Source organism: Streptomyces sp. LaPpAH-108 (assembly GCF_000373625.1).
GTDB lineage: Bacteria > Actinomycetota > Actinomycetes > Streptomycetales > Streptomycetaceae > Streptomyces.
The window spans coordinates 459,062-484,657 of the sequence record NZ_KB891994.1; the positions used below are offsets into that span (position 1 = coordinate 459,062).

The following is a 25,596-nucleotide window of genomic DNA, read 5'->3' on the forward strand; positions in this document are numbered from 1 at the left end:
GGGTCCGGGTCCGGAGCGACGACCCGGACCCGGACCGCCATGGGGGCCGGGGTGCATTTCCGCACCCCGGCCCCTCCCATTCCCCGCCGGGTCCGCACCCCCGTCGCCGGGATCGTGGCCTCCAGCACCGAGCCGGGCATATCGTGGCAGCAGCGGACAGATCCGACTCTCGGGTAACCCTCGGGGAAGGGGGACACCATGCTTGCCGAGCTGGTGGCGGCCGTAGCGGTGGCCGGTGGCGCCTCTCTGGTGTACCTGGCCGCGGCGGCCCGCGTGATCAAGCAGTACGAGCGGGGTGTCCTGTTCCGGCTGGGGCGGCTCACGGGCGAACCCCGGCTGCCGGGACTGACCCTGGTGATCCCGGTCATCGACCGGCTGCACAAGGTCAACATGCAGATCGTCACGCTGCCCGTCCCGGCCCAGGAGGGCATCACGCGGGACAACGTGACGGTACGGGTGGACGCGGTCGTCTACTTCCGGGTGGTGGACGCGTCGAGCGCGCTGATCAAGGTGGAGGACTACCGGTTCGCCGTCTCCCAGATGGCGCAGACCTCGCTGCGGTCGATCATCGGAAAGAGCGACCTCGACGATCTGCTCTCCAACCGGGAGAAGCTCAACGAGGGCCTGGAGCTGATGATCGACAGTCCGGCCGTGGGCTGGGGCGTCCAGATCGACCGGGTGGAGATCAAGGACGTGTCGCTGCCCGACACCATGAAGCGGTCCATGGCCCGCCAGGCCGAGGCGGACCGGGAGCGCCGGGCCCGCATCATCAACGCGGACGCGGAACTCCAGGCGTCCAAGAAGCTGGCCGAGGCGGCCCAGCAGATGGCGGACACCCCTACGGCGCTCCAGCTGCGCCTCCTCCAGACGGTCATGGCCGTCTCCGCGGAGAAGAACTCCACGCTGGTGCTGCCCATCCCGGTGGAACTGCTGCACTTCCTGGAGCGCGGCAACCGGCCGGAGACCGCCTCGGGCAACGGCGACCGGCCCGCGACGGAGCGGAAACCGAGCGGGACCTCCGAGCCCGTGGAGCCCACCGAGCCCGCCGAGCCCGCCGAGGGCGCCGACGAGGCCCCCGAGGCCCTCACCCCTCCCCTGACCGAGCCCGCTCCCCTGACCGACCCGGTCCTCGGCCTCGGCCCGGCGGCGGACCCGGCGACCTCCCCGCCGGAACGGGCCTGAGCGCGCCGGACCCACCGGCGCCGACCCGTTCCGCACCGTCTCGCGCCGTCCCGCACCGGAAAAGGCGCCCCCACACCCGCCGGGCGGGTGATCGTGCCGTCGCGTCGGCGGCCGGTTGACCGGGCCGGTCTCCATACAGTCCTACTTTCATACGGTGATTGCACACGCACGCCGTATCACCGCCGTCTGCGTCCTCGGCGCGACCCTCGCCGCCTGTGGTGGCGCGGGTACGTCCGGTACCGCCAAGCCGGCCCCCGCCCAGCCCCATTCGTCCTCCCCGTCCCCCTCTCCCTCCAGCACGCGTCCCCCGGTCATGGCCCCGGGTCCGGGCGGTCTGGCGCCGGTGTTCGCGCACGGACCGCGTGACAAGGGCAAGACCGTCGCGCTGACCTTCGACGCCGACATGACCGCCGACGAGGGGCCGCGCGCGGCGGCCGGGGAGCACTTCGACAACCCCGGGCTCATCTCCGCCCTGCGCTCGCTGAAGGTCCCGGCGACCGTGTTCATGACCGGCAAGTGGGCCGACACCTACCCCGACGAGGCCCGCTCCCTCGGTCAGGACCCGAACTTCGAGGTGGCCAACCACTCCTACAGCCACTACGCGTTCACCTCCAGCTGCTACGGGCTGCCGACCATCGCGCCGGACCAGATCCGCACGGAGGTCGACCGCACGTACGCCTCGCTGCGCAAGGCGGGCGTGCCGGACCCGGTGCCGTACTTCCGCTTCCCGGGCGGCTGTTACGACAACCAGGTGCTGCGCACGCTCAACGCCAGCGGGGTCACCGCCGTCCAGTGGGACGTGGTGAGCGGGGACGCGTTCGCCACCGACGCCGACGCGGTCGTACGCCAGGTGCTCGACGGGGTGAAGCCCGGTTCCGTGGTCGTCATGCACTGCACCCGCAGCGCGGCCCCGACGACCGAGCGGGTCGTGCGCGCGGTGGTGCCGGAGCTGCGCAAGCAGGGGTACACCTTTGTGAAGGTGTCCCAGATGATCGGCGCGACGGCGGGCCACCGCTGACCGTCGCGGCGTCACACGGACCCCGAGCCGCCGTCCGGCGCCGGGCCCGGGCGGACCGTCCCGCCCGGCGCCGGACGGCGGCTCGTAGGGTTGACTCCCGTGAGCGAAGATCCCACCGTGCCCGTGACCGGCCAGTCCAGCCCTTTCCAGGACGAGCGCAACGCCCGTGACGAGGCACCCCAGTTCGTGCTGCCCCTCGTCGTACGCATCGAGCGCGACGCCCCGCCCGCCCGCACCGACGCGCTGGAGACCGCCGCGCGCGCCGTGCTCCTGCTGCTCGCCGACGAGCGGTCGGCCGGTGACGGCGCGTGGGCCGAGACCGTACGGAACTGGGAGGACGCCCGTATCCGCAAGGTCGTCCGGCGGGCGCGCGGTGCCGAGTGGCGGCGCGCGCAGACCCTGGACGGGATCACGGTGACCGGCACCGCGGCCGAGGTACGGGTCTTCCCGCCCGTCCCGCTGGACGGCTGGCCCAAGGACCTGGCCAAGCTCCAGGTCTCCGGCACCGAACTGGACGACCCCGAGCCCCCCGCCGCGCCCGACCCCGCGCTGCCCGTCCTCTGGCTGAACCCGGACCTGCGAATGTCCGCGGGCAAGACGATGGCCCAGACCGGCCACGCCGCCCAACTCGCCTGGTGGGCCCTGTCCGACGCGGCCCGCACCGCCTGGCACACGACCGGTTTCCCCCTGACGGTCCGCACCGCCACCCCCGCCCACTGGGCCGAACTCACCACCAGTGGCCTCCCGCTGGTCCGCGACGCGGGCTTCACGGAGATCGCCCCGGGCTCGGCCACGGTGATCGCGGACCACCCGGCGTTGCGGTAGCCCGGTACGCAACCTCAAATGTTCCTCTGAAGCCGTACCGTCCGGGATTCGGTGTCGCCCGCCGGGGCCATACCCCCGTCACGGAAGACGGCCGGAGGACGGGGGACGGGGCCATGCGGCGACTGGGTACGGGGATCGGGTGGCGGCCGGAGATCGCGGACGCCGTGGCCTCGATGCCGGGGGTCGACTGGGTGGAGGTCGTGGCGGAGAACGTGTGCCCGGGCCATCTGCCGGAGGCGCTGGTGCGGCTCAGGGAGCGCGGGGTGACCGTGGTCCCGCACGGGGTATCGCTCGGGCTCGGCGGGGCGGAGCGGCCCGACGCGGGGCGGCTGGCCGCGCTGGCGGAGCGGGTGGCGGCGCTGGGGGCGCCGCTGGTCACCGAGCACATCGCGTTCGTGCGCGCGGGCGGCCCGCTCACCGCGTCCCCGCCGCTGGAGGCCGGACATCTGCTGCCCGTGCCCCGCACCCGCGACGCCCTCGACGTGCTCTGCGAGAACGTCCGCATCGCCCAGGACGCGCTCCCGGTCCCGCTGGCCGTGGAGAACATCGCCGCGCTCTTCTCCTGGCCCGGCGAGGAGCTGACCGAGGGGCAGTTCCTGTACGAGCTGGCCGAGCGGACCGGCGTACGACTGCTCATCGACGTGGCCAACCTGCACACCAACCACGTCAACCGGGGCGAGGACCCGGCGCGGGCGCTCGCGGAGCTTCCCGTGGAGGCGATCGCGTACGTCCATGTCGCGGGCGGCTACGAGCGCGACGGCGTCTGGCACGACAGCCACGCGCACCCCGTCCCGGACCCGGTGCTCGACATCCTCACCGACCTCGCCACCCGGGTCGCGCCGCCCGGCGTCCTGCTGGAGCGGGACGACAACTTCCCCGAACCAGCGGAACTGGCAAGGGAGTTGAGCCGGATCAGGGCCACCGTCGACGCGGCGGCGAAGCGGACCTCCCGGCGGCACGACACCTCCGCGTCCGCCCCCGGCGACGACGCCCGCCGCAGCGTGGCCGTGCTCGCCCGCCCCGAGGCCCATCCCGAGGCCCGTCCCGAGGCCCGCCAGCGCGTCGGCGTCGCCCAGACCGCCGTGCTGTCCGCACTGGTGGCCGGGACGCCGGTGCCCGAGGGGTTCGACCGGGTGCGGATGGGTGTGCAGGCGCGGGCGCTGGCCGCGAAGCGGGCGTCGGTGGTGGCGAAGGTCGCGCCGGAGCTGCCGCGGATCCTCGGGGAGGGATACCGGGAGGCGTTCCTCGGCTACGCGCGCTCCCGCCCGATGCGCGGCGGCTACCGCCAGGACGCGCTGGACTTCGCCGGACAGCTGCTGAAGACGGGCCGGCCGACGGACACCCGCGCCCGGCGGCGGCTGCGCCTGTGGTGGCTGGACCGCATCGGTCCCACGCCCCGGGGCGGCGCGGCCCGGCTGCTGCGCCGCGCTCGCGGGGCACTCGCGGAGCGCTGACGCCCAGCCGCTGACCTGCGGGAAAAACGGAACGTCACATACCGCTAACACTCTGTCCCAGATACTGAACAAGCCATGGCGCTCACCCTGCGTACTGACATAGAAACACTCCATGTTCTGGGTCCTTCTCCTGCTCCTGGCCTGGGGTTTCGCCGGTTTCGCGTGCACCAGGCTGTGCCTGGCCGCCGGACGCGCGGGTGCCGCCGAGCGCGCCGCCGCGACGGCGGACGACCGCCACGAGCTGACGCTGTACGAGGCCGCGTACCTCTCCGGCGGCCCCGCGCGCGTCGCGGATCTGGCCATGGTGCGCATGGCCCGACAGCGCAGGCTGCTGCTCGCGCACACCGGCTGGGCCACGGTGGTGAACCCGCGCGGCCACGACGAGATGGAACGATTCGTCATAGCCGCCGTCGGCCCCGGCGGACAGTCCCGGATAGCCCCCGTACGGGCCGCCGCGGCCCGCAGCGAGGCGATACGGCACCTGGGCGACCGGCTGGAGCACGCGGGGCTCGCCGTACCCGCCGGATCGGGCAGCGACGTGGCCTCCGCCGTCCGCCTGGTGCGCGCCGCCGCGCTGGCCGTCCTCGTGCTGGCCGCGACCGCGCTGCTGCTGCCCTCCGACACCGAACTGCCCCTCCTGATGGCCTGCCTGTGGTTCCTGCTGCCCCTGCTGCTGACGCTGGGCTTCCTGCTCATCGCCCGCTTCGAGCTGCGCCCGTACACCCGCTGGGCCTCCCCCGCCGGGCAGCGGCTGCTCGGGGCACTGACCGCGCGCCGGGACCGGGAGGGTGCCGACGGCGACGGCTTCGGCGCGGACCGGGACGGCGGCGAGTCGGGCCTCCTCACCTCCCTCGCCACGCGCGGCATCCGCGCCCTGGCCGAGCCGGAGCTGCGCGCCGCCTTCAACCACCGCGATCAGCCCTGGCGGGAGTGACCGCGCGGGCGTGAAGGCGTCCGCTCCGGGGGCGCACGGGGAGCACTGACGCCGACACCGCCGGACGGTGCTTGCCTTCCCCGGCGGCCGTCCGAAACATCCCTTCTGTCGTCGCCGAGCCGTGGCAGCCGCGCCGTGGCCGCCGCGCATCGGAGGGATACGCGATGAGAGCTGCCGCCCTGTACTCGGCCGCCGGTTCCTTGCTGCTGGCCGGACTGGCCACGGCTCCGGCGGGCGGCACCCCCGGTACTCCCGGAGCCCCCGGCACCCTCGGCAGTCCCGCAGCGTCCGCCGCCTCTCCCGTCTCTCCCGCCTCCGCCGTCTCCCCCGAGTCGCGCGGAGTCGCCCTCGCCGCCGCCCGCGCCAAGGCCACCGGTATCCGCTTCGGTGCCTGTCCCGCCGAGCAGGAGGCCCCCGACGGCATGCGCTGCGGCACGGTGCGCGTCCCACTGGACTACGCCCACCCCGACGGCACGCGCCTCACCCTCGCCGTCAGCCGTATGCCCGCCACCCAGCGCGACCCGAGGAACAGCAAGCGCCGCGTCCCCCGCCAGGGCGCCCTCGTCTACAACCCGGGCGGCCCCGGCGCCTCAGGACTCGCCTTCCCGGTGATCGGGATCGTCCCCGAGTGGAAGCGGATCGCCGCCGCCTACGACCTGGTCGGCTACGCCCCGCGCGGGGTGGCCCCCTCGGCCCCGCTGTCCTGTGTGAAGCCCGAGCAGTTCTACAAGGCCCCGAGCCCGGCCCCGGTCCACCCCTCGGCGGCGTACAAGCGGGAGCGGATCGCCCGCGCGAAGGCGTACGCGCGCGGCTGCGCGGAGCGCTCGGGCAAGGGGCTGCGCTTCTTCAACTCCCTCAACAACGCACGGGACTTGGACGTCATCCGCGCCGCCCTCGGCGAGCCGAAGCTGACCTTCATGGGCGCGTCGTACGGCACCTACCTCGGCGCCCTCTACGCCACCCTGTTCCCCGCGCACGTCCGGCGCATGGTGCTGGACTCGGCGGTGAACCCGGCCCCGGCGAAGGTCTGGTACCGCGCCAACCTCGACCAGTCGGCCGCGTTCGAGCGCCGCTGGACCGACTTCCGCGCCTGGGTGGCCCGGCACGACGACGTGTACGGCCTCGGCAGCACGGCGGCGGCCGTCCAGCGCGCGTACGACACCGCGAGCGCGCGGCTGGCCACCGAGCCCGCGGGCGGCACCGTCGGCCCCGGCCAGCTGCAGAACACGTTCCTGATGGCCGGGTACTACGACGACTACTGGCCGAGCCGCGCCGAAGCCCTCTCCGCCTATCTCAAGGGCGACGCGAAACCGTTGGTCCGGCTGGCCGCGCCGAGCCCGGAGACGGCGAAGGAGGCCGAGAACGGCAGCGCGGTCTACTCGGCCGTCGAGTGCAACGACGCCCCCTGGCCCACCGACTTCGCGGTCTGGGACCGTGACAACACCCGCCTCGCCCGCGTGGCCCCCTTCGAGACCTGGGACAACGTCTGGGCCAACCTGCCGTGCGCCTACTGGCCGGTGCCGCGCCAACACCCGCTGGACGTAAGGACGTTGCCGGGCGCGACCCCGCCGGTGCTGATCCTCGCCGCCGAGCGGGACGCTGCCGCGCCGTACACGGGGGCGCTGGAGATGGCGCGGCGGCTGGCCGGGTCCACGCTGGTGACGGAGCGGGGCGCGGGGACGCACGGGGTGGGGCTCGGCCCCAACCAGTGCGTCAACGCCCACGTGGACGCGTACCTGTTGGAGGGCCGTCTGCCGGGCGCGCGCGCCGCGTGCGCCGAGCGCCCGGAGCCGCGCCCCGCCGAACCGGCCGGACGCGGCACCACCGAGGACCGGCGTGACGCCCTCAAGGGCAAGGGCTAGGCGAGCCCGGCCACCAGGTCCGCGACCGACTTGCGGCGCCCGGTGTAGAAGGGCACCTCCTCGCGGACGTGCCTGCGGGCCTCGGAGCCGCGCAGGTGACGCATGAGGTCGACGATGCGGTACAGCTCGTCGGCCTCGAAGGCGAGCATCCACTCGTAGTCGCCGAGCGAGAAGGAGGCGACGGTGTTGGCGCGCACGTCCGGGAAGCCGCGGGCCATCTTGCCGTGGTCGGCGAGCATGCGGCGGCGGTCCTCGTCGGGCAGCAGGTACCAGTCGTAGGAGCGCACGAAGGGGTAGACGCTCACGTAGTTGCGGGGCGTCTCGTCGGCGAGGAACGCCGGGATGTGCGAGCGGTTGAACTCCGCCGGGCGGTGCAGCGCCATGTTGGACCACACCGGCTCCAGGGCGCGGCCCAGCCGGGTGCGGCGGAAGAGGTTGTACGCCTCCTGGAGCTGGTCGGCGGTCTCGGCGTGCCACCAGATCATCAGGTCGGCGTCCGCGCGCAGGCCGGAGACGTCGTAGGTGCCGCGGACGGTCACGTCCTTCGCGGCGAGCTGGTCGAACAGCTCCTGGACCTCGTCGGCCCAGCCCGCGCGGTCCTCCGGCAGCACGTCCTTCAGCTTGAAGACGGACCACAGGGTGTAGCGGATGACCTCGTTGAGGTCCTTGGCCAGCTTGCCCTTGTTCGGGATGCGGGCCGGCTCGGTGGTGGGGGCGTCGTCACTCATGGTCCCTATTCTCCCGCTCCGCCGTGCAGGCTCTGCACCGGGTGGGCGCTCAGCTCGCGCACCCCGGTGAGGTCGCCGCCGAGCTGGTCGACGGCCGCGTGGGCGCTCGCGATGCACGCCGGGATGCCGACGCCGTCGTACTGCGCGCCGCACACGGCGAGTCCGGGCAGCTTGGCGACGTGCTCGCGGATGCGGGCCACGCGCGCGTGGTGGCCGACGGGGTACTGGGGCAGTCCGTCGGTCCAGCGGGTGACGTGGCTGTCGACCGGCGTGGCGTCCACTCCGGTGGCGGCGCGCAGATCGTGCCGGGCGATGGCGGTCAGCTCGGCGTCGTCGCGGCCGAGGATCGCGGTCTCGCGATGGCGGCCGACCGAGGCGCGCACCACGGTCAGCTCCGGGTCCTGCTCCCCGATCCAGCCCCACTTCTGGGAGGCGAAGGTCGCGGCCTTGACGGTGTGTCCGTCGACGGGCGGCACCAGGAAGCCGCTGCCCTCGGGCAGGGCCGCGTCGGCGCGGCGGTAGGCGAGGCTGATCAGCGCCATGGAGGCGTACTCGACGGCGGCCAGTTCGGCGGCGGCGCCTGGTGCCTCGGCGCGCAGCAGGTCGGCGGCGGGGGCGGCGGGTACGGCGACGACCACGGCGTCCGCACGCAGCACCCGGTCCCCGGCGCTCACCCGCCAGCCGGTGCCGTCCCGGCGCAGCTCGCGGGCCGGGGTGCCGGTCAGGATCTCGCCGCCGCGCGCCCGTACGGCGTCCGCGACGGCGAGCGGCAGCGTGCCGACGCCGCCCTCGATGCCGACGAAGACGGGCCCGGTCTGCGGGGCCCCGGCGGCCCTGGCCTGGAGGGCGCGGACGGCGGCGGTGAGGGAGTCGTGGGTGCGGGCGGCCTGGTAGAGCTGCGGGACGGCCGACCGCATCGACAGGCGGTACGCGTCGCCCGCGTACACCCCGCCGAGCAGTGGCTCGATCATCCGGTCGACGACCTCGCGGCCGAGCCGCGCGGCCACGTACTCCCCGACGGCCACGTCGTCCCCGACCTCGGTGCGCGGCAGTCCGGCGTCCTGCCCGATCCGCGCCAGCCCCTCTTCGGAGAGGATTCCGGCGAGCACGTCGGCGGTGCCGGGGACGCCCATGACGTGTCCCTTGGGCATCGGGCGCAGGGTGTTCCGGGTCCACAGGGACGCGCTCGCGGTGGCGGGCGTGACGAGCCGTTCCCCGAGCCCCACCTCGCGGGCCAGTGCGACGGCCTCGGGGCGCCGGGCGAGCATCGACTCGGCGCCGAGATCCATCCGGACCCCCGCGATCTCTCCGGGCAGCAGCTTGCCGCCGACCCGCTCGCCCGCCTCAAGCACCGTCACCCGGGCCCCGCGCGCCACCAGCCGGTACGCGGCTGCCAGCCCGGCGACCCCGGCCCCGATGACCACGACCTGGCCCTCACCCGTTCCGCTCATGCCCCCACTCTCTCAAAACCGGCCCCCGCTCCGGCCCCGGGCCACCCTTCCCGGCCGGGGTGCCCATCGGCCCTTGCGGGCTCCGGTGCCTCCCGCGTGTCCGGACCGTGACCGCATCGGGATGTGGATGGTCCAACGTTCGGGGCGGGCCCGGCGTCCAAGGAGCGTCGGTTGTCGTACCCATCGGGGGTTGCCCATGCGTGCATCACGTTCGTTCTCGTCCGCCCGGGGTCTGGCGGGGGCCCTGCTCGTCGCCTCGCTGGCGCTCGCCGGGTGCAGTGCGGCGGGCGGGGACTCGAACGCGGGCGGGAAGTCCATGGCGGACGGCCCGGCCCGGCAGACCGGTGCGGCGGGCGGGGGCGCCTCGGACGCCAGGGCCGGAAAGCGCCAGGTGCCCCGGATCACGGCGAGCGCGATCGTCCGGACCGCCTCGCTGACCGTCCAGGTCAAGGACGTGCCCAAGGCGCTGGACGAGGCCCGCACGAGCGCCGAGGACGCGGGCGGGTTCGTCGGGGACGAGACCACCACCCGGGACGCGCGCGGGCAGGAGCGCACCCGGGTCGTGCTGCGGGTGCCGACCGCGAAGTACGACGAGGTGATGGCCTCTCTCCAGGGCGCGGGCAAGCTCCTGGAGCGCGATGCGAAGGCCGAGGACGTCACCGATCAGGTGGTGGACGTGGAGAGCCGGATCAAGTCGCAGCGGGCGAGCGTGGCCCGGGTGCGGGAGCTGATGGACCGGGCGGAGAAGCTGAGCGACGTGGTCGCCCTGGAGGGCGAGCTGAGCACCCGCGAGTCCGACCTGGAGGCGCTGCTCGCCCAGCAGTCGTCCCTGAAGGACCGTACGAGCCTCGCGACCATCACCCTGTCGCTGTCCGCGACACCGCCCGCGCACCGGGCCGCGAAGGACGACGGCCCCGGCTTCCTGGACGCCCTCTCCGGCGGCTGGGGCGCCTTCCTCGCGACCTTGCGCTGGATCACCGTCGTCGTGGGCGCCGTGCTGCCGTTCGCCGCGCTCGCCGCGGTCCTGGCGTTCGTGTGGCTGCGGCTCGTACGGCCCCGGCTGCGCGAGCGGCGGGCCGGGGCGACCCCGCCGCGCTCGGAGGACTGACCGGCACGCGCCGGTCCCGCCCCGTAGCGTGGCCCGCATGAGCGAGCGGGACGGACGGGGCGGGGCACGGCGGCTGGTCGTGATCGGCGGTGACGCGGCCGGGATGGCGGCGGCGTCCCAGGCGCGGCGGCTCCGGTCGCCCGGGGAACTGGAGATCGTGGCCTTCGAGCGCGGCCACTTCACCTCCTACTCGGCGTGCGGCATCCCGTACTGGGTTGGCGGCACCGTCACCGAGCGGGACCAGCTGATCGCCCGCACCGCCGAGGAGCACCGCGCCCGCGACATCGACCTCAGGCTGCGCACCGAGGTCACGGAGATCGACGTGCCAGGACGCCGGGTCCGCGCGCACGACCTGGACTCGGGCGAGAGGTACTGGACGTCGTACGACAAGCTCGTCATCGCCACCGGCGCCCGCCCCGTCCGCCCGGACCTGCCCGGCATCGACGCCGACGGGGTGCACGGGGTGCAGACCCTGGACGACGGGCAGGCGCTGATCGACTCGCTGGCCCGCACGCGGGGACGGCGCGCGGTGGTCGTCGGGGCGGGCTACATCGGCGTGGAGATGGCCGAGGCGCTGATCCTGCGCGGCTTCGAGGTGACCGTGGTGGACCGGGGCGAGGATCCGATGTCCACGCTCGACCCGGACATGGGGCGCCTGGTGCGCAAGGCGATGACGGGCCTCGGGATCACGATGGTGAGCGGCGCCGAGGTCACCGAGGTGCGCACCGACGACGCCAACCGGGTGCGCGCGGTGGTCACTTCGGACGCGGAGTACCCCGCCGACGTCGTCGTCCTCGGCATCGGCGTCCGCCCCGAGACCACGCTCGCGCGCGCCGCCGGGCTCCCCCTCGGCGCGCGCGGCGGGCTGCTCACCGACCTGGCGATGCGGGTGCGCGGCCACGAGGACATCTGGGCGGGCGGCGACTGCGTGGAGGTGCTGAACCTGGTCTCGGGCCAGGAGCAGTACGTCCCGCTCGGCACCCACGCCAACAAGCACGGCCAGGTCATCGGCACGAACGTGGGCGGCGGTTACGCCACCTTCCCGGGGGTCGTCGGCACGGCGGTCAGCAAGGTCTGCGACCTGGAGATCGCCCGCACCGGTCTGCGCGAGAAGGACGCCGACCGGGTGGGCCTGGAGTACGAGGCCGTCACCATCGAGTCGACCAGCCGGGCGGGTTACTACCCCGGCGCCTCTCCCCTGACGGTGAAGATGCTGGCCGAGCGGCGCACGGGCCGGCTGCTCGGGACGCAGATCGTGGGCGGTGAGGGCGCGGCCAAGCGTGTGGACATCGCGGCGGTGGCGCTGACCGCGCGGATGACGGTGGAGCAGATGACGGCCCTGGACCTGGGGTACGCGCCGCCGTTCTCGCCGGTGTGGGACGCGGTGCTGGTGGCGGCGCGCAAGGCGGTGGCACGGGTGCGCGACGGGCGGGGGTGACCCCGCCGGGGCGCGCCTCGGGGATCACCGGTTCGGGGGCGCGATCGCGGGCAGAAGTCCTGTGTGGTCATACCCGTCCATGACGTCAATCCGGTGCGCCGCACCCCCGTGGTGACGTACGCCCTCATCGCCGCCAACGTCCTCGTCTTCCTGCTGACGCCCGGCACCGCCGCACTGGCCGGGGAATCGCATCTGGCCCAGCTGTGCCATCTGCATGCCTTCATGGACCACTACGCGGCCGTACCACGCGAACTGATCCACCACCAGCTGCCCCGGCTGGTGCCGACGGGCGCGACCGGCATGGGTCCGAACGGCCCGGGGTGCGTGGTGGGGCCGCCGTCCTACGACAAGTCCCCGGTCCTGTCGGTGTTCACGTCGATGTTCCTGCACGGCGGCTGGCTGCATCTGCTGGGGAACATGCTGTTCCTGCTGATCTTCGGCAACAACGTCGAGGACCGCATGGGCCACGTGCGCTATCTGCTCTTCTACGTGGTGTGCGGCTACGCGGCCGGGTACGGCTTCGCGCTGCTCAACGCCTCCTCCACCGATCCGCTGATCGGCGCCTCGGGGGCGATCGCGGGGGTGCTGGGCGCGTATCTGGTGCTGTATCCGAAGGCCAGGGTGTGGGTGCTGGTGCCGTTCCTGATCTTCCTGCCGCTGCGGCTGCCCGCGTGGCTGGTGCTCGGCTTCTGGTTCGGGCTCCAGGCCGCCTACTCCTCCGGGCACGGTGTCTCCGGAGGCGGCACGGTGGCCTACACGGCGCACGTGGTCGGCTTCGTGGCGGGGATGCTGCTGGCCTGGCCGCTCAAGGCGGGCACCCCACCGCCGCCGGAGCCGGGCCCGCTGCTGTTCGGCAGGCGGGCGCGGCCCCGTCAGGTGTGGTGAGCGCGGGTGCTGGTCAGCGGGCGCTGTGGGTGTGGACGTAGTCCACGAGGTGGGTCAGCGCGTCGGGGTCGGTGCTGGGCATGACGCCGTGGCCGAGGTTGAAGACGTGGCCCTCCAGACCGGCGGCGGCGTCCAGCACCTGCTGTGCCTTGGCCTCGACGACCTTCCGCCCGGCGAACAGGACGGTCGGGTCGAGGTTGCCCTGGAGCGCCTTGCCGGGGCCGACGCGGCGCACGGCCTCGTCCAGCGGGACGCGCCAGTCGACGCCCACCACGTCGGCGCCCGCCTCGCCCATGAGCTTCAGCAGCTCACCGGTGCCGACGCCGAAGTGGATGCGCGGGACGCCGTAGCCCGCGACGGACTCGAAGACCTTCGCGGAGGCGGGGAGCACCGAGGCGCGGTAGTCGGCGGGGGCCAGCGCGCCCGCCCAGGAGTCGAAGAGCTGGACCGCGGAGACACCGGCCTCGATCTGGACCTTGAGGAACGCGGAGGTGATCTCCGCGAGGCGGTCGAGCAGGTCGGCCCACAGCTCGGGGTCGCCGTACATCATCGCCTTGGCGTTCTCGTACGTGCGCGAAGGGCCGCCCTCGACCAGGTAGCTCGCGAGGGTGAAGGGGGCGCCCGCGAAGCCGATCAGCGGGGTGCGGCCCAGCTCGCCGGTGAGCATGCCGATGGCCTCGGTGACGTAGGGCACGTCGTCGGGGGTGAGGTCGCGCAGCCGGGCCAGGTCGGCGCGGGTGCGCACGGGCTCGGCGACGACCGGGCCGACGCCGGGCTTGATGTCGAGGTCGATGCCGATGGCCTTGAGCGGGACGACGATGTCGCTGAAGAAGATCGCCGCGTCCACGTCGTGCCTGCGCACCGGCTGGAGCGTGATCTCGGTGACGAGGTCGGGCCGCATGCAGGACTCCAGCATGGGAATGCCCTCGCGCACCTTGCGGTACTCCGGCAGGGAACGTCCCGCCTGCCGCATGAACCAGACGGGGGTGTGCGGAACGGCCTCACGCCGGCACGCCCGGAGGAAGGCACTGTCGTACGTCGCTGCGGGCTGCCCGCCGGTGGGGATCGCGTTGGCACTCACCCCGCAAGTCTCGCACGGCCTGCGCGAGGGAAGTGCCCCAGCCCTGTGTGGGTGTCTTGCCCTGCGGAAAGGTCTCGTTCCCCTTACTCTTCCCCGCATGGCTGCGGCTCAGGGACGACCGTCGGACGGCGGCGGCGCACAGGACGACGCGAAGGACACCGATCGGATGGAGGGCCCGGGGGGCAACGCGGTACCGCAGGCATTCCGGAGCGCGGTCGACGCGCTGCGCACCGCGCGGCTGCGCCCACAGGTGGAGGTGGAGCCGACACCCGCGCCCCAGCGGCTCGCGCCGTTCGCGCACGCGCTGGAGGCGGTGGTGGCCGACGGCGAGCAGGAGCTGGCGGACGGCCGCCTCGTGCTGCTGCACGACCCGGCGGGGCACGACGCCTGGCACGGGACGTTCCGCCTGGTGACGCTGGTGCGCGCGGAGCTGGAGGCCGAGATGGCGGCCGATCCGCTGCTGCCGGAGGTGTGCTGGTCGTGGCTGACCGGCGCGCTCCAGGCGCGCGGGCTCACCTACGGCGAGCCGAGCGGCACCGTGACCCGCGCGAGTTCGCACTACTTCGGCGGCCTCGCCGAGCGCCCGGCCGCCTCGCAGATCGAGATCCGCGCCTCCTGGACGCCGCGCGAGGGCCTGAGCGGGGTGCCGGACACCGCCGCGCACCTGGCCGCCTGGTGCGATCTGCTGGCCCAGGTCGGCGGACTGCCCCCGGCAGGTCCCGGCGACGCCTCGGTGGTGACCCTGCCGCAGCGCCGGGGTCCGCAGTCCCGCTGACGCACCGGGCACCGCCCACCGAACACACGATCCGATCAGCGCCCCGCCGACACGGCGGGGCGCTGCTTTGTGATCACTTCTCCGCCCATCTCTTTGTCGATACGGCCACTTTCCGCACTCGAATGGCACCACCCCGAACCGATTCGCTCTTCGGGTGATCGACCACGTGTCCGAATTGCACGCATTGGTACTCACTAGATCGTGATCATTCTCTAAAGGCGGACGGGTTTACTGCCGAAGACGACTGTGACCTTGAAAGCACGGTTCGTCCCGGCTACCTCCCCACCAGCCGGCCCCGTCCCCCACCCAGGAGGCCTGGTGTCCGTTCTCCTCGAGCAGCCCTCAAGCCTGGTCGCCTACCGCCCGAACAAGCCGACCGCCATGGTGGTCGTGGCAGATCCACGCGTGCGTTCCACCGTCACCCGCCATCTGTGGGCCCTCGGTGTACGCGATGTCATCGAAGCCTCGTCCATCGCGGAGGCTCGTCCCCGCATCGGCAACCCCCGCGACATCTGCGTCGCCGACGTCCACCTGCCCGACGGATCCGGACTGACCCTGCTGTCCGAGACCCGCGCCGCCGGCTGGCCCAACGGCCTTGCCCTGTCCGCCGCCGACGACATCGGCGCCGTCCGCAACGCCCTGGCCGGTGGGGTCAAGGGCTACGTCGTCACCGGCACCCGCACCAACATCGGGCTCCCCACCCGGCCGGGCGCCGCCCCCATCGGTTCCGCCGCCGCCCGTATGCACCGCCGCCCCCCGGGTACCCCGAGCCACCCGGGTGGCTACCGCGAACTGTCCGGCCGCGAGGTCGAGGTCCTGCGCCTCGTCGCGGAGGGCCAGTCGAACAAGGCGATCGGCGTCTCCATGGGCCTGTCCGCCCTCACCGTGAAGAGCCACCTGGCCCGCATCGCGCGCAAGCTCGGCACGGGCGACCGCGCCGGGATGGTCGCGGTGGCCCTGCGCACCGGCATCATCCACTGACCCCCACCCCTGCCCCGTACGACACTCCCCCCACACCCTGAACTCCCACGTCACCGGCCCCGTGCGGGCTCCCCTTCCCGGCGCCCGTCGGCGGAACGTTCCGCCGACGGGCGCCGGCGCGTGCGCGGGCCCGGCAAGCGCGCCGGGTCGGCCGGATTTGACCGGTCCGCACGCCGCCCGGCCGAACGCGCAGGCCAGCGGCGCGGCCATACGGATACCCTGGGCATGTGACCGAGGCCCAAGACACCGCAGCAGACAGTTCCCTGCGCATCACCGGAGGCACCCCTCCGGACGACGCCGGATCTTCTGTGACGGGGGCGTCCGCCCTGGCCGGGGCCCCGATCCCGCTGCTCGAGCCCCGTGAGGGCATCCCGCCGGTGATCGCCGACGCGGCCGGGCTCGCCGAGGTCGTCGCCGCGTTCGCCGCCGGTTCCGGACCGGTCGCCGTCGACGCCGAGCGCGCCTCCGGCTACCGCTATGGCCAGCGCGCCTATCTGGTGCAGCTGCGCCGCCAGGGCGCGGGCACCGCGCTGATCGACCCGGTCGGCTGCCCCGATCTGTCCTCCCTCGGTGAGGCGCTGTCCGGCGTCGAGTGGGTGCTGCACGCCGCCACCCAGGATCTGCCCTGTCTGCGCGAGATAGGCATGCTGCCCGACCGGCTGTTCGACACCGAGCTGGCCGGACGGCTCGCCGGGTTCCCCCGGGTCGGCCTCGGCGCCATGGTGGAGAACGTGCTCGGCTTCGTGCTGGAGAAGGGCCACTCCGCCGTCGACTGGTCCACCCGCCCGCTGCCCGAGCCCTGGCTGCGCTACGCCGCGCTCGACGTGGAACTCCTGGTGGACCTGCGGGACGCCCTGGAGAAGGAGCTGGACCGTCAGGGCAAGCTGGAGTGGGCCCTGGAGGAGTTCGCCGCGATCGCCGCCGCGCCGCCCGCCGAGCCGCGCAAGGACCCCTGGCGGCGTACGTCCGGGATGCACAAGGTGCGCAGGCGGCGCCAGCTCGGTGTCGTCCGCGAGCTGTGGGAGACCCGGGACCGGATCGCCCAGCGGCGGGACGTCTCGCCGGGCAAGGTGCTCAGCGACGCGGCGATCGTGGAGGCGGCGCTGGCGGTGCCGTCCAACGTCCACGCGCTCGCCGCGCTGAACGGTTTCGGACACCGCATGGGACGGCGTCAGCTGGAGCAGTGGCAGGCGGCCGTCGACCGGGTGAAGGCGCTGCCCGAGTCCGAACTCCCGCAGCCGGGGCAGCAGCTGACGGGTCCGCCGCCGCCGCGGGCCTGGGCGGACAAGGACCCGGTCGCCGCGGCCCGCCTCTCCGCCGCCCGCGCGGGGGTCACCGCGCTCGCCGAACAGCTCGACATGCCCCAGGAGAACCTGATCTCTCCGGACACGGTGCGGCGTCTGTGCTGGGAACCTCCGGTGGTTGTCGACATGGAGTCCGTTTCGGCAGTGCTTCGGGGGTTCGGTGCGCGGGAGTGGCAGATCGCGCAGGTGACGCCGGTGTTGGTGGCGGCACTGTCTTCCGACGGCGCGTAGTCGCCATAACGGGTTGCGCGGGTATGGCGGGTGCGGGCCGCCTGTGGCCGTTCGCGCAGTTCCCCGCGCCCCTAAAAGACAACAACCTCACCCCCTACCGGCCGTGGGCAGTCGTTCCGCTGGGGCGGAACGGGTGGGCACGGCCCTCAGTGCCGGGTGCCCTGGCAGCCCCGACCCGCCGGTGTGACGTTCACCGCTAGCCGGGGTGGGGCTGTGCAGCTACGTTACTCATAAGTAGCATGGGCTTAAGCAAGCGCTCAGCGTCCCGCACCCTGGAGGAGAGCCATCGTGCCTCGTACCGTCAGGGACGTCGTCTTCGTCGACGGCGTCCGTACCCCGTTCGGCAAGGCGGGCCCGAAGGGCATCTACCACGAGACCCGCGCGGACGACCTGGTCGTGAAGGCGATCCGGGAGCTGCTGCGCCGCAACCCCGGCCTGGACCCGCAGAAGATCGACGAGGTCGCCATCGCCGCGACCACCCAGATCGGCGACCAGGGCCTGACCCTGGGCCGGACCGCGGGCATCCTCGCCGGTCTGCCGCAGTCGGTCCCCGGCTACTCCATCGACCGCATGTGCGCGGGCGCCCTGACCGCCGTGACCTCGGTCTCCGGCTCGGTCGCCTTCGGCGCGTACGACGTGGCGATCGCGGGCGGCGTCGAGCACATGGGCCGCCACCCCATGGGCGAGGGCGTGGACCCCAACCCCCGCTTCGTCAGCGAGAAGCTGGTCGACGAGTCCGCCCTGTTCATGGGCATGACCGCCGAGAACCTGCACGACCGCTACCCGCAGATCACCAAGCAGCGCGCCGACGAGTACGCGGTGCGCTCGCAGGAGAAGGCCGCCAAGGCGTACGCCGACGGCAAGATCCAGCAGGACCTGGTGCCGATCTCGGTCCGCCGCACCAACGAAGAGGCGGGCGAGACCGGTTGGGGTCTGGTCACCGCCGACGAGCCGATGCGCCCGGGCACCACGCTGGAGAACCTGGCGGGCCTGAAGACGCCGTTCCGCGTGCACGGCCGGGTCACCGCGGGCAACGCGGCCGGTCTGAACGACGGCGCCACCGCGTCGATCATCGCGAGCGAGGAGTTCGCCCGCGAGCACGGCCTGCCGGTCAAGATGCGCCTGGTGTCGTACGCCTTCGCGGGTGTCGAGCCCGAGGTCATGGGCTACGGCCCGATCCCGGCGACGGAGAAGGCGCTGGCCAAGGCCGGGCTGTCGATCTCCGACATCGGCCTGTTCGAGATCAACGAGGCGTTCGCCGTCCAGGTCCTCGCCTTCCTGGACCACTACGGCATCGCGGACGACGACGAGCGTGTCAACCAGTACGGCGGCGCCATCGCCTTCGGCCACCCGCTGGCCTCCTCCGGTGTGCGTTTGATGACGCAGCTGGCCCGCCAGTTCGAGGAGCACCCCGAGGTCCGCTACGGCCTGACGACCATGTGCGTCGGCTTCGGCATGGGCGCGACGGTCATCTGGGAGAACCCGAACTTCGAGGGGGACAAGTGAGCACCACCACCGAGCTGCTGAAGGGTGCGGCCGAGCTGTTCCCGGACGAGGTCGTCACCTCGGCGCACGTACGCCACTTCGAGCTGCCGTTCGGGGCCGGGCGTTTCGCGCTCATCACCCTGGACAACGGCTTCGACCACACCAAGCCGACCACCTTCGGTCCGGCCTCGCTGGCAAACCTGAACACCGCCATCGACCAGGTCGAGAAGGAGGCGGCGGACGGCGAGATCGTCGGCGTCGGCATCACCGGCAAGCCGTTCATCTTCGCGGTCGGCGCCGACCTCAAGGGTGTCGAGCTGCTGAAGAAGCACGAGGACGCGCTCGCCATCGGCAAGGGCGGCCACGCCGTCTTCAAGCGCCTGTCGGGCCTCGCCGTGCCGACCTTCGCCTACTACAACGGCGCGGCCATGGGCGGCGGCGTCGAGGTCGGTCTGCACTGCACCTACCGGACCGTCTCGAAGTCGGTCCCGGCGTTCTCGCTGCCCGAGGTCTTCCTCGGCCTGGTCCCCGGCTGGGGCGGCTGCGCCCTGCTGCCGAACCTGATCGGCGCCGACAAGGCCGTCTCGGTCATCATCGAGAACAGCCTCAACCAGAACCGCCAGCTCAAGGGCAAGCAGGTCTTCGAACTCGGCATCGCGGACGCGCTGTTCGAGGGCGCGGACTTCCTGGAGCAGTCGCTGCTCTGGACCGCCCAGGTCCTCAAGGGCGACCTCACGGTCGAGCGCCCGGCGATCGACCGGGGCGAGGCGTGGGACCAGGCCGTCGCCAAGGGCCGGTTCATCGCGGACTCCAAGGTGCACGGCGCGGCCCCGGCCGCCTACCGCGCTCTCGACATCATCGAGGGTGCCAAGGACGGGGACCTGCAGAAGGGCTTCGACGCCGAGGACCAGGCGCTCGCCGACCTCATCATGGGCGGCGAACTGCGCGCGGGCATCTACTCGTTCAACCTGGTGCAGAAGCGCGGCAAGCGTCCCGCCGGTGCGCCGGACAAGGCGCTGGCGCGTCCGGTCACCAAGGTCGGTGTCGTGGGCGCCGGTCTGATGGCCTCGCAGCTCGCACTGCTGTTCCTGCGCCGTCTCGAGGTGCCGGTCGTGCTGACCGACATCGACCAGGAGCGCGTCGACAAGGGTGTGGGCTACGTCCACGCCGAGATCGACAAGCTGCTCGGCAAGGGCCGTATCCACCAGGACAAGGCCAACCGCCTCAAGGCGCTGGTGACCGGTGTCCTGGACAAGGCCGAGGGCTTCGCGGACGCCGACTTCATCATCGAAGCCGTCTTCGAGGAGATGGGCGTCAAGCAGAAGGTGTTCGCGGAGGTCGAGGCGGTCGCCCCGGCGCACGCGATCCTCGCCACCAACACCTCCTCGCTGTCGGTGTCGGAGATGGCGTCGAAGCTGAAGCACCCCGAGCGGGTCGTCGGCTTCCACTTCTTCAACCCGGTCGCGATCCTGCCGCTCCTGGAGATCGTGCGCGGCGAGCAGACCGACGACGCCTCGCTCGCGACCGCGTTCGCGGTGGCCAAGAAGCTGAAGAAGACCGCGGTGCTGGTGAAGGACGCCCCGGCGTTCGTCGTGAACCGCATCCTGACCCGCTTCATGGGCGAGATCCAGAACGTCATCGACGAGGGCACCCCGGTCGAGGTCGCGGAGAAGGCCGTCGAGCCGCTCGGCCTGCCGATGTCCCCGCTGGTGCTCCTGGAGCTGGTCGGTCCGGCGATCGGTCTGCACGTCTCGGAGACCCTCAACCGGGCCTACCCCGAGCGCTTCACGGTCTCCCCGAACCTCAAGGCGGTCGTGGAGGCGGGCAAGCGCGGCTTCTACGTCTACGACAGCGGCAAGCCGGAGCTGGACCCCGAGGTCGCCGCGCTGCTCAAGCAGGGCGACACCGTCCTGACCGAGGAGCAGGTCCGCGCCCGGGTCCTGGACGCGGTGGCCGAGGAGATCGGCCTCATGCTGGACGAGGGCGTGGTCGCCGAGGCGCAGGACATCGACCTGTGCCTGATCACCGGCGCCGGCTGGCCCTTCCACCTGGGCGGCATCACGCCGTACCTGGACCGCGAGGGTGTCTCCGAGCGGGTGAACGGCAAGCGGTTCCTGGAGCCGGGCGTGGCGAGCGTGCCCGCGTAACGCTCCCCGCCGAGCGACGAAGGGCCCCCGCGGTGACGCGGGGGCCCTTCCGCTTGCCCGGCGTTCGGGGTCGTTCACATCTCCCACACCATTTTTTCACCTTGTCGATATGGCCGGTTAGAATCTTGCAAGCTTCCGTCAAGGGAGTCGGTTCATCTCTTACAGAAGCGAGCAAGGCACTCCATGCACACGGCACTTCCGGAACTTTCGCCGAATCTCGCCACTGTGGACCGCCGGAAGGTCGTCACCGAGACCGACACCCGGGGTGCCGTTCCGGTCGAGTACCGCTTCCGTGCCGCCGATGCCGACGTCCGTCATCTGGTCGTGGTCTTCTCGGGCCTCGGCGCCCCCAACGGCTACCATTTCGCGGGCCGTTCGCTGAACGCGCTGCGTGCCAACGTCCTGTGGATCAAGGACGACTTCGAGGGCCACTACAGCTACTACCTGTGCCGCTCGATGAACTTCGACATCGAGGCCACCGTCCACCACCTCATCGAGTCCACCATGGCCCGGCTCAGTCTGACACACGATCAGGTCAGTCTGCTCGGTGTCTCCAAGGGCGGCAGCGCCGCGCTCTACTACGGCCTGAAGTACGGCTACCGCAACATCGTGACGGTCGTTCCCCAGTTCCTGGTGGGCAGTTACGTGCGCGACCGCGCGGTGACCGGGCGGTACATGCTCGGCGAGGACATGCCGCAGGAGCACGTCGCCGCCCTGGACGACGCGATCCCGGGGATGCTGCGGATGCGCGGCGGCCAGGGGCACCACGTCTATCTGTTCACCTCCGAGGCCGACGAACAGTACGAGACGGAGATCGCCCCGCATCTCGACCACTTCTGGGCCTGCGAGAACTTCAACCTGGTCAAGACCCGTTCGGAACTGGTCCGCCAGCACGGTGAAGTCTCCGCCTACAACCTCCAGTTGATCCTGGGCGTGCTGGCCGCGCTGGCCGAGGGCGCCGCACCGCGCCTGGGCTTCCTCGAGAACGGCGACCAGCACGTGGACGAGGAGGCGCGGCGCCGCCATCTGGCCGAGACGCGCGCCGCGGACACCCTGACCGCCGTCCTCACCCAGCAGGACGTGCGCGGCAGCAACCTGCTGCTGAGCGGCGAGGCGTTCCTACCCGGCGAGTCGCCGTACGGCGGCTTCCCCGAGAGCAAGTCGCTGGTCCTCGAAAACGGCGGCAGGCACTGGGAGTTCCCGCTGTCGACGACCGAGGCGAAGTACACCTACAGCCGCTGGTTCGACGGTTTCGCGCGGGACTACGCGGACGGCGGCTTCGCGCCCGAGGCGCCCTCCGGCATCCCGCTGCGGGGCATCCCGAGCGGGGCCTACGACCTCTCGGTGCGCGTCTCCAGCCCCTCGGAGGGCATCGACCGCCGCACCCCGCTGGTGGCCCGGCGCCCCTTCGACATCCGGCGGCCCTACGGCGGCCTGGAGATCGTCTTCACCGGTGACGAGAAGCGGGTGCGGGTCATCCGCCGCTCCGTGATCGGCCACTTCTCCCAGGAGGCCGTCTTCTCGCTGGAGAAGAGCTGGCTGGAGGGGCGCGCGCTGCATGTGGAGGGCGTGTTCTTCGTCAACGGCGTGCCAGCGGACTCCCACCAGCACGCCATGTACTACCTGGTGCTGCGCGGCGCGAAGTCCACGCACTCCTTCCGGCTCGGCAAGTCCCACCGCCCGAACGCCGTCCGCCCGCACGTGCGGCGCGGTGACTACGGCACCTACGACTACGGCTACTTCGCCACCTCGGGGTACAAGGGCGTCACGCTGCCGGAGACGGTGGCGGGCGAGTACGAGATGTACCTCTCGATGAGCACGGGCGGTTCGCTGTTCTCCGCATCGGCCGGACCGATCACGATCTGACGGAGCGTCAGGTCAGAATCTGACGCGACGTCACTTTCCGGACTCGTCCGGCAGGATGGCGAGCCCGTCGGCGACCGGGCGTTCGCGCACGGGACCGTCCTCGGTGTCGCGGGGGCTGTTGCGCAGCCGCCCGCACAGGACGACCGAGGTGGAGCCGCCGCCGTCCAGGTTGACCGCGTCCACCGCGCCGAGGGACCGGGCGAGCCGTGCCGCCTCGGCCGGGGTCGCGCCCACGCTGTGGTGGCGGGAGCGGCCGTCGACGGCGATCAGGAGCAGGGTGCCGTCGGCCGTGACGGCGGCCACGGTGCGCGGTTCCCGGCGTGTGCCGAGCAGCGCGGTGGCCACCGGGTCGTACGCCCCGCCGCGCAGCAGCCGGGCGCTGCCGCCCACGGCGGTGTCGACGGGTCCGGGCAGCGGGAGGCCCGCCGGGGCGGTGATCCGCTCCGAGACGGCCATGCGGGTGCCCGGCACCGCGTGCGCGCGCAGCCAGGCGGCACCGGTCCCGATGCCGTAGAGCGAGCTGCCGTTCGCGGGCAGCGAGCCGCCCGCGGGCGTGCGCAGCCGGAGGACGGTCCCGTCGGCGGCGAGCAGCGCCTCCGTGCTGCCCTCGGCGCCGGGCGGGGTGTCGCCGCCCCACTCGGGGGCGAAGGAGACCACCTCGTCGGGGTCGGTGCACAGCCCCGGGAACGGCTTCTCCTGGAGGCGGCCCGTGGTGGCGAGGCGGTCGCCGCCGGTGCCGCCGCAGCCGAGTATGCGGCCGGGCACCCGGTCGACGCCGTCGAGTTCGCGGACCGCGCCGTCGGCCGCGCGCAGCCCTCCGCGGGTGGCGACCTCGGCCACGCGGGCTTCGAGCCGTCCGCCGGTACGTCCGAGGAGGAGGGCGGGGCGGCCGTCCAGGGCCTCACTGAGCACCCGGCCGTGTTCCGCGTACAGCCCGATGGGGTCGCCCTCGTAGCCGGAGTGGTGGTGGCCGGTGCGGATGTCGAAGTAGGTGCCGTTGATCGCGGCGAGCGCGCCGGACCGGTCGGCCAGGGTGCGCACGGTGTCGGCGCGGGTCATGTCGGCGCCGTGCACACCGGTGACGCGCACGCGGGCGTCGGGGGCGACGCTGAGCACGGTCAGCCGGACGGGGGCGCCGGGCCCGAGGCTCCGGGTGAGCTGCCGGAAGCCGAGGCCCGGGGGCAGAGCGGTCGCGGCCGGGGCGGGTTCGGCGGGGCCCGGGTCCGCCGAGCCGGAGGACGACGAGGCCGACGACCCCGCCGAGGGCGCCGGAGTCGGCCGCGCCGGGGAGACCGCGACCGGCGCCGTACAGCCCGCCAGTGTCAACGCGAGCGCGACGACACAGCCCGCCGCCCGGGGGCGCCGGACCCTAGCCATGCACGGCCAGCGCGCCCGGCGAGGCCCCCAGGTCGCCGATGTGCACGGTCACCTCGGACCACACCCGGTGCCCGTCCTCGCCCTCGAAGGCCAGCTCGAAGCGGTCGTAGCCGAGGTGTTCGGGGTGGGCCTGGTAGCTGACGCCGCCGTCGGGCGCGTAGGTCAGCAGGCCCCGCTGGGCGCGGCCGACGGCGACCAGGCGCAGACCGGGGACCGGGGTGTGGCCGGGCGGCAGCAGGGCGCGCCCGCCGGGGCGCAGGGTGACGCACTGGCCGGGCAGCCAGTGGCGGCGCACCCGGAAGCCGGTGTCACAGACGGCGGCCGAGGGGACGAGCCGGTCCCCCTCCGCGGCCATCACCCCGACGACGATCCGGGGCAGCACCGTGGCGCCGTCGGGCGCCTGGGGGTCGATGCGGATCACGCAGCTCACGGTACGCGGCTCGTCGCCCTCGGTGACGTAGGTGGCGTACCGGCCGTTCCCCAGCAGGCTCAGCCCGGGGTGGCGCAGCATCTCGGCGGCCGGGGCGAGGGATTCGTCGATGAGGTAGCCGTAGGTGCGGTAGGCGCCCTCGGCGGGGGTGAGGGTCAGGGAGAGGGTGATCTCCTGGCCCGGGGCGACGGGCAGCGCGGGGTCGGCGTCCGCGACGAGGTGCAGGGTGCCCAGGGCCTCGGCGGCGCCGGGGCGGGTGACGTGGGCGAGGGCCAGGGGATGGTGGTCGTTCATCAGAGTCCTAGGTCGTCCGGGCTCTCCGCGTAGGGCACCGCCTCCAGCGGCACCGGGGCGTCCAGGTCGCGGAAGTGTTCCGGGGTGAGCAGCCCCTGCCGGTGCAGTTCGGCCGCCACGAAGCGGGCGCACTCGACGGCGCCCCGCTCCCTGAGGTGGGTGTTGTCGCGCAGCCCGTCGGGGTGGGCCGGGTGCTCGCCGGGTCCGAGGTGGGCGAAGAGGGCGCGGCTGCCCTTCTCGCCCGCGCGGCGCCACTGGACGGCGCTCCACTCCCCCAGGTCGATCACGGGCACGCACAGGCCCGCGCCCAGTTCGCGCACGGCGGCGTGGTACATCCCGAGCGGCCTGAGCAGATTGCCCTGGTCGTCGAAGAGGCGGCGTTCGTGGCTGGTCACCAGCACGGGGTGGGCGCCCCGGTCGCGGGCGCCGTGGACGTGGGCGCGCAGGGACCGCTGGTAGTCGCCGAAGGGCTCGGTGCCGCGCGGGTCGTCGGTGTAGACGTCGTTGAGGCCGAAGCAGGCGAGCAGCAGATCGCCGGGGGCGAGTCGGCCGAGGACCGCCGTGAGGGCGCCGGACTCCACGAAGGTACGCGAACTGGCGCCCGGCCGGGCCGTGTTGACCACCCCGGCCTGGGTGAGGAACAGCGGGAGCGCCTGCCCCCAGCCGGCCACCGGAGCCTCGTCGCGGCGGCGGGCGGCGGTGCCGGAGTCGCCCGTGAGGAAGATCCTGGGCGTCGTCAT

General features: G+C 73.0%; 21 protein-coding genes. 15 read left to right on the forward strand and 6 right to left on the reverse strand.

All coding sequences use genetic code 11. The features are described 5' to 3' along the window. Positions 1-198: 198 nt before the first annotated feature. The 6 genes from B079_RS32235 to B079_RS0117755 all read left to right on the forward strand — a co-directional run bounded on the left by B079_RS32235 (position 199) and on the right by B079_RS0117755 (position 7,275). Complete coding sequence (locus tag B079_RS32235) at positions 199-1,182, forward strand: SPFH domain-containing protein (protein WP_018547184.1); 984 nt, start codon at positions 199-201, stop codon at positions 1,180-1,182. A gap of 154 nt (positions 1,183-1,336) precedes the next feature. Continuing rightward, the gene (locus tag B079_RS0117735) at positions 1,337-2,200 is read left to right on the forward strand and encodes a polysaccharide deacetylase family protein (protein ID WP_026248811.1); all 864 of its coding nucleotides are present in this window, start codon (positions 1,337-1,339) and stop codon (positions 2,198-2,200) included. Positions 2,201-2,299: 99 nt separating this feature from the next. Then, positions 2,300-3,025 carry an aminoacyl-tRNA hydrolase gene (locus tag B079_RS0117740; RefSeq protein ID WP_018547186.1) on the forward strand — a complete coding sequence of 242 codons (726 nt, stop codon included), beginning with the start codon at positions 2,300-2,302 and terminating at the stop codon, positions 3,023-3,025. Between the two features lie 113 nt (positions 3,026-3,138). After that, positions 3,139-4,479, forward strand: coding sequence for a DUF692 domain-containing protein (locus tag B079_RS0117745; protein WP_018547187.1), 1,341 nt, complete (start codon positions 3,139-3,141; stop codon positions 4,477-4,479). A gap of 112 nt (positions 4,480-4,591) precedes the next feature. Further along, positions 4,592-5,413, forward strand: coding sequence for a TIGR04222 domain-containing membrane protein (locus tag B079_RS0117750; RefSeq protein WP_018547188.1), 822 nt, complete (start codon positions 4,592-4,594; stop codon positions 5,411-5,413). A gap of 164 nt (positions 5,414-5,577) precedes the next feature. Further along, entirely contained in the window at positions 5,578-7,275 is a 1,698-nt protein-coding gene (locus B079_RS0117755) for an alpha/beta hydrolase (protein WP_018547189.1), read from the forward strand. On the opposite strand, the gene hemQ is transcribed toward B079_RS0117755, so the two are convergent. Further along, the gene (gene hemQ / locus B079_RS0117760; protein ID WP_018547190.1) at positions 7,272-8,003 is read right to left on the reverse strand and encodes a hydrogen peroxide-dependent heme synthase; all 732 of its coding nucleotides are present in this window, start codon (positions 8,001-8,003) and stop codon (positions 7,272-7,274) included. The two genes, B079_RS0117755 and hemQ, sit on opposite strands and share 4 nt — an antisense overlap. A 5-nt stretch (positions 8,004-8,008) precedes the next feature. Further along, complete coding sequence (hemG, locus tag B079_RS0117765; protein WP_018547191.1) at positions 8,009-9,454, reverse strand: protoporphyrinogen oxidase; 1,446 nt, start codon at positions 9,452-9,454, stop codon at positions 8,009-8,011. A gap of 196 nt (positions 9,455-9,650) precedes the next feature. Between hemG and B079_RS0117770 the strand changes: the two genes are divergently transcribed. The 3 genes from B079_RS0117770 (at position 9,651) to B079_RS0117780 (ending at position 12,885) form a co-directional block, all read left to right on the forward strand. Next, a complete protein-coding gene (locus B079_RS0117770) occupies positions 9,651-10,562 on the forward strand; it encodes a DUF4349 domain-containing protein (protein WP_018547192.1) in 912 nt (303 codons plus the stop codon). A 37-nt stretch (positions 10,563-10,599) separates the two neighbouring features. Next, the gene (locus tag B079_RS0117775) at positions 10,600-12,000 is read left to right on the forward strand and encodes an FAD-dependent oxidoreductase (RefSeq protein WP_026248812.1); all 1,401 of its coding nucleotides are present in this window, start codon (positions 10,600-10,602) and stop codon (positions 11,998-12,000) included. A gap of 63 nt (positions 12,001-12,063) precedes the next feature. Then, entirely contained in the window at positions 12,064-12,885 is an 822-nt protein-coding gene (locus B079_RS0117780) for a rhomboid family intramembrane serine protease (protein WP_026248813.1), read from the forward strand. 13 nt (positions 12,886-12,898) lie between these two features. On the opposite strand, the gene hemE is transcribed toward B079_RS0117780, so the two are convergent. Further along, a complete protein-coding gene (gene hemE, locus B079_RS0117785) occupies positions 12,899-13,966 on the reverse strand; it encodes a uroporphyrinogen decarboxylase (RefSeq protein ID WP_026248814.1) in 1,068 nt (355 codons plus the stop codon). Between the two features lie 97 nt (positions 13,967-14,063). Here hemE and B079_RS0117790 point away from each other — a divergent pair, with 97 nt between their 5' ends. The 6 genes from B079_RS0117790 to B079_RS0117815 all read left to right on the forward strand — a co-directional run bounded on the left by B079_RS0117790 (position 14,064) and on the right by B079_RS0117815 (position 22,755). Further along, positions 14,064-14,741 (forward strand): DUF3000 domain-containing protein, encoded by a 678-nt coding sequence (locus tag B079_RS0117790; protein ID WP_051095177.1) that lies wholly within the window; start codon positions 14,064-14,066, stop codon positions 14,739-14,741. Positions 14,742-15,059: 318 nt separating this feature from the next. Further along, positions 15,060-15,722, forward strand: coding sequence for a response regulator transcription factor (locus B079_RS0117795; protein WP_018547197.1), 663 nt, complete (start codon positions 15,060-15,062; stop codon positions 15,720-15,722). Positions 15,723-15,949: 227 nt separating this feature from the next. Beyond that, complete coding sequence (locus B079_RS0117800) at positions 15,950-17,257, forward strand: HRDC domain-containing protein (protein ID WP_026248815.1); 1,308 nt, start codon at positions 15,950-15,952, stop codon at positions 17,255-17,257. A 288-nt stretch (positions 17,258-17,545) separates the two neighbouring features. Continuing rightward, positions 17,546-18,763 (forward strand): thiolase family protein, encoded by a 1,218-nt coding sequence (locus B079_RS0117805; protein WP_018547199.1) that lies wholly within the window; start codon positions 17,546-17,548, stop codon positions 18,761-18,763. Beyond that, positions 18,760-20,889: a 3-hydroxyacyl-CoA dehydrogenase NAD-binding domain-containing protein gene (locus B079_RS0117810; protein WP_018547200.1), complete on the forward strand. Its 2,130-nt coding sequence runs from the start codon at positions 18,760-18,762 to the stop codon at positions 20,887-20,889. The genes B079_RS0117805 and B079_RS0117810 overlap by 4 nt, the downstream gene beginning before the upstream one ends. A 225-nt stretch (positions 20,890-21,114) precedes the next feature. Further along, positions 21,115-22,755: a hypothetical protein gene (locus B079_RS0117815; protein WP_018547201.1), complete on the forward strand. Its 1,641-nt coding sequence runs from the start codon at positions 21,115-21,117 to the stop codon at positions 22,753-22,755. 30 nt (positions 22,756-22,785) lie between these two features. On the opposite strand, the gene B079_RS32240 is transcribed toward B079_RS0117815, so the two are convergent. From B079_RS32240 to B079_RS32245, 3 genes are read right to left on the reverse strand one after another with little or no spacing between them, the layout of a single operon-like run. Next, positions 22,786-24,132 carry a phosphodiester glycosidase family protein gene (locus tag B079_RS32240; RefSeq protein WP_078495983.1) on the reverse strand — a complete coding sequence of 449 codons (1,347 nt, stop codon included), beginning with the start codon at positions 24,130-24,132 and terminating at the stop codon, positions 22,786-22,788. Beyond that, the gene (locus tag B079_RS0117825) at positions 24,125-24,856 is read right to left on the reverse strand and encodes a hypothetical protein (protein ID WP_018547203.1); all 732 of its coding nucleotides are present in this window, start codon (positions 24,854-24,856) and stop codon (positions 24,125-24,127) included. The genes B079_RS32240 and B079_RS0117825 overlap by 8 nt, the downstream gene beginning before the upstream one ends. Next, a complete protein-coding gene (locus tag B079_RS32245; RefSeq protein ID WP_018547204.1) occupies positions 24,856-25,596 on the reverse strand; it encodes a rhamnogalacturonan acetylesterase in 741 nt (246 codons plus the stop codon). The genes B079_RS0117825 and B079_RS32245 overlap by 1 nt, the downstream gene beginning before the upstream one ends.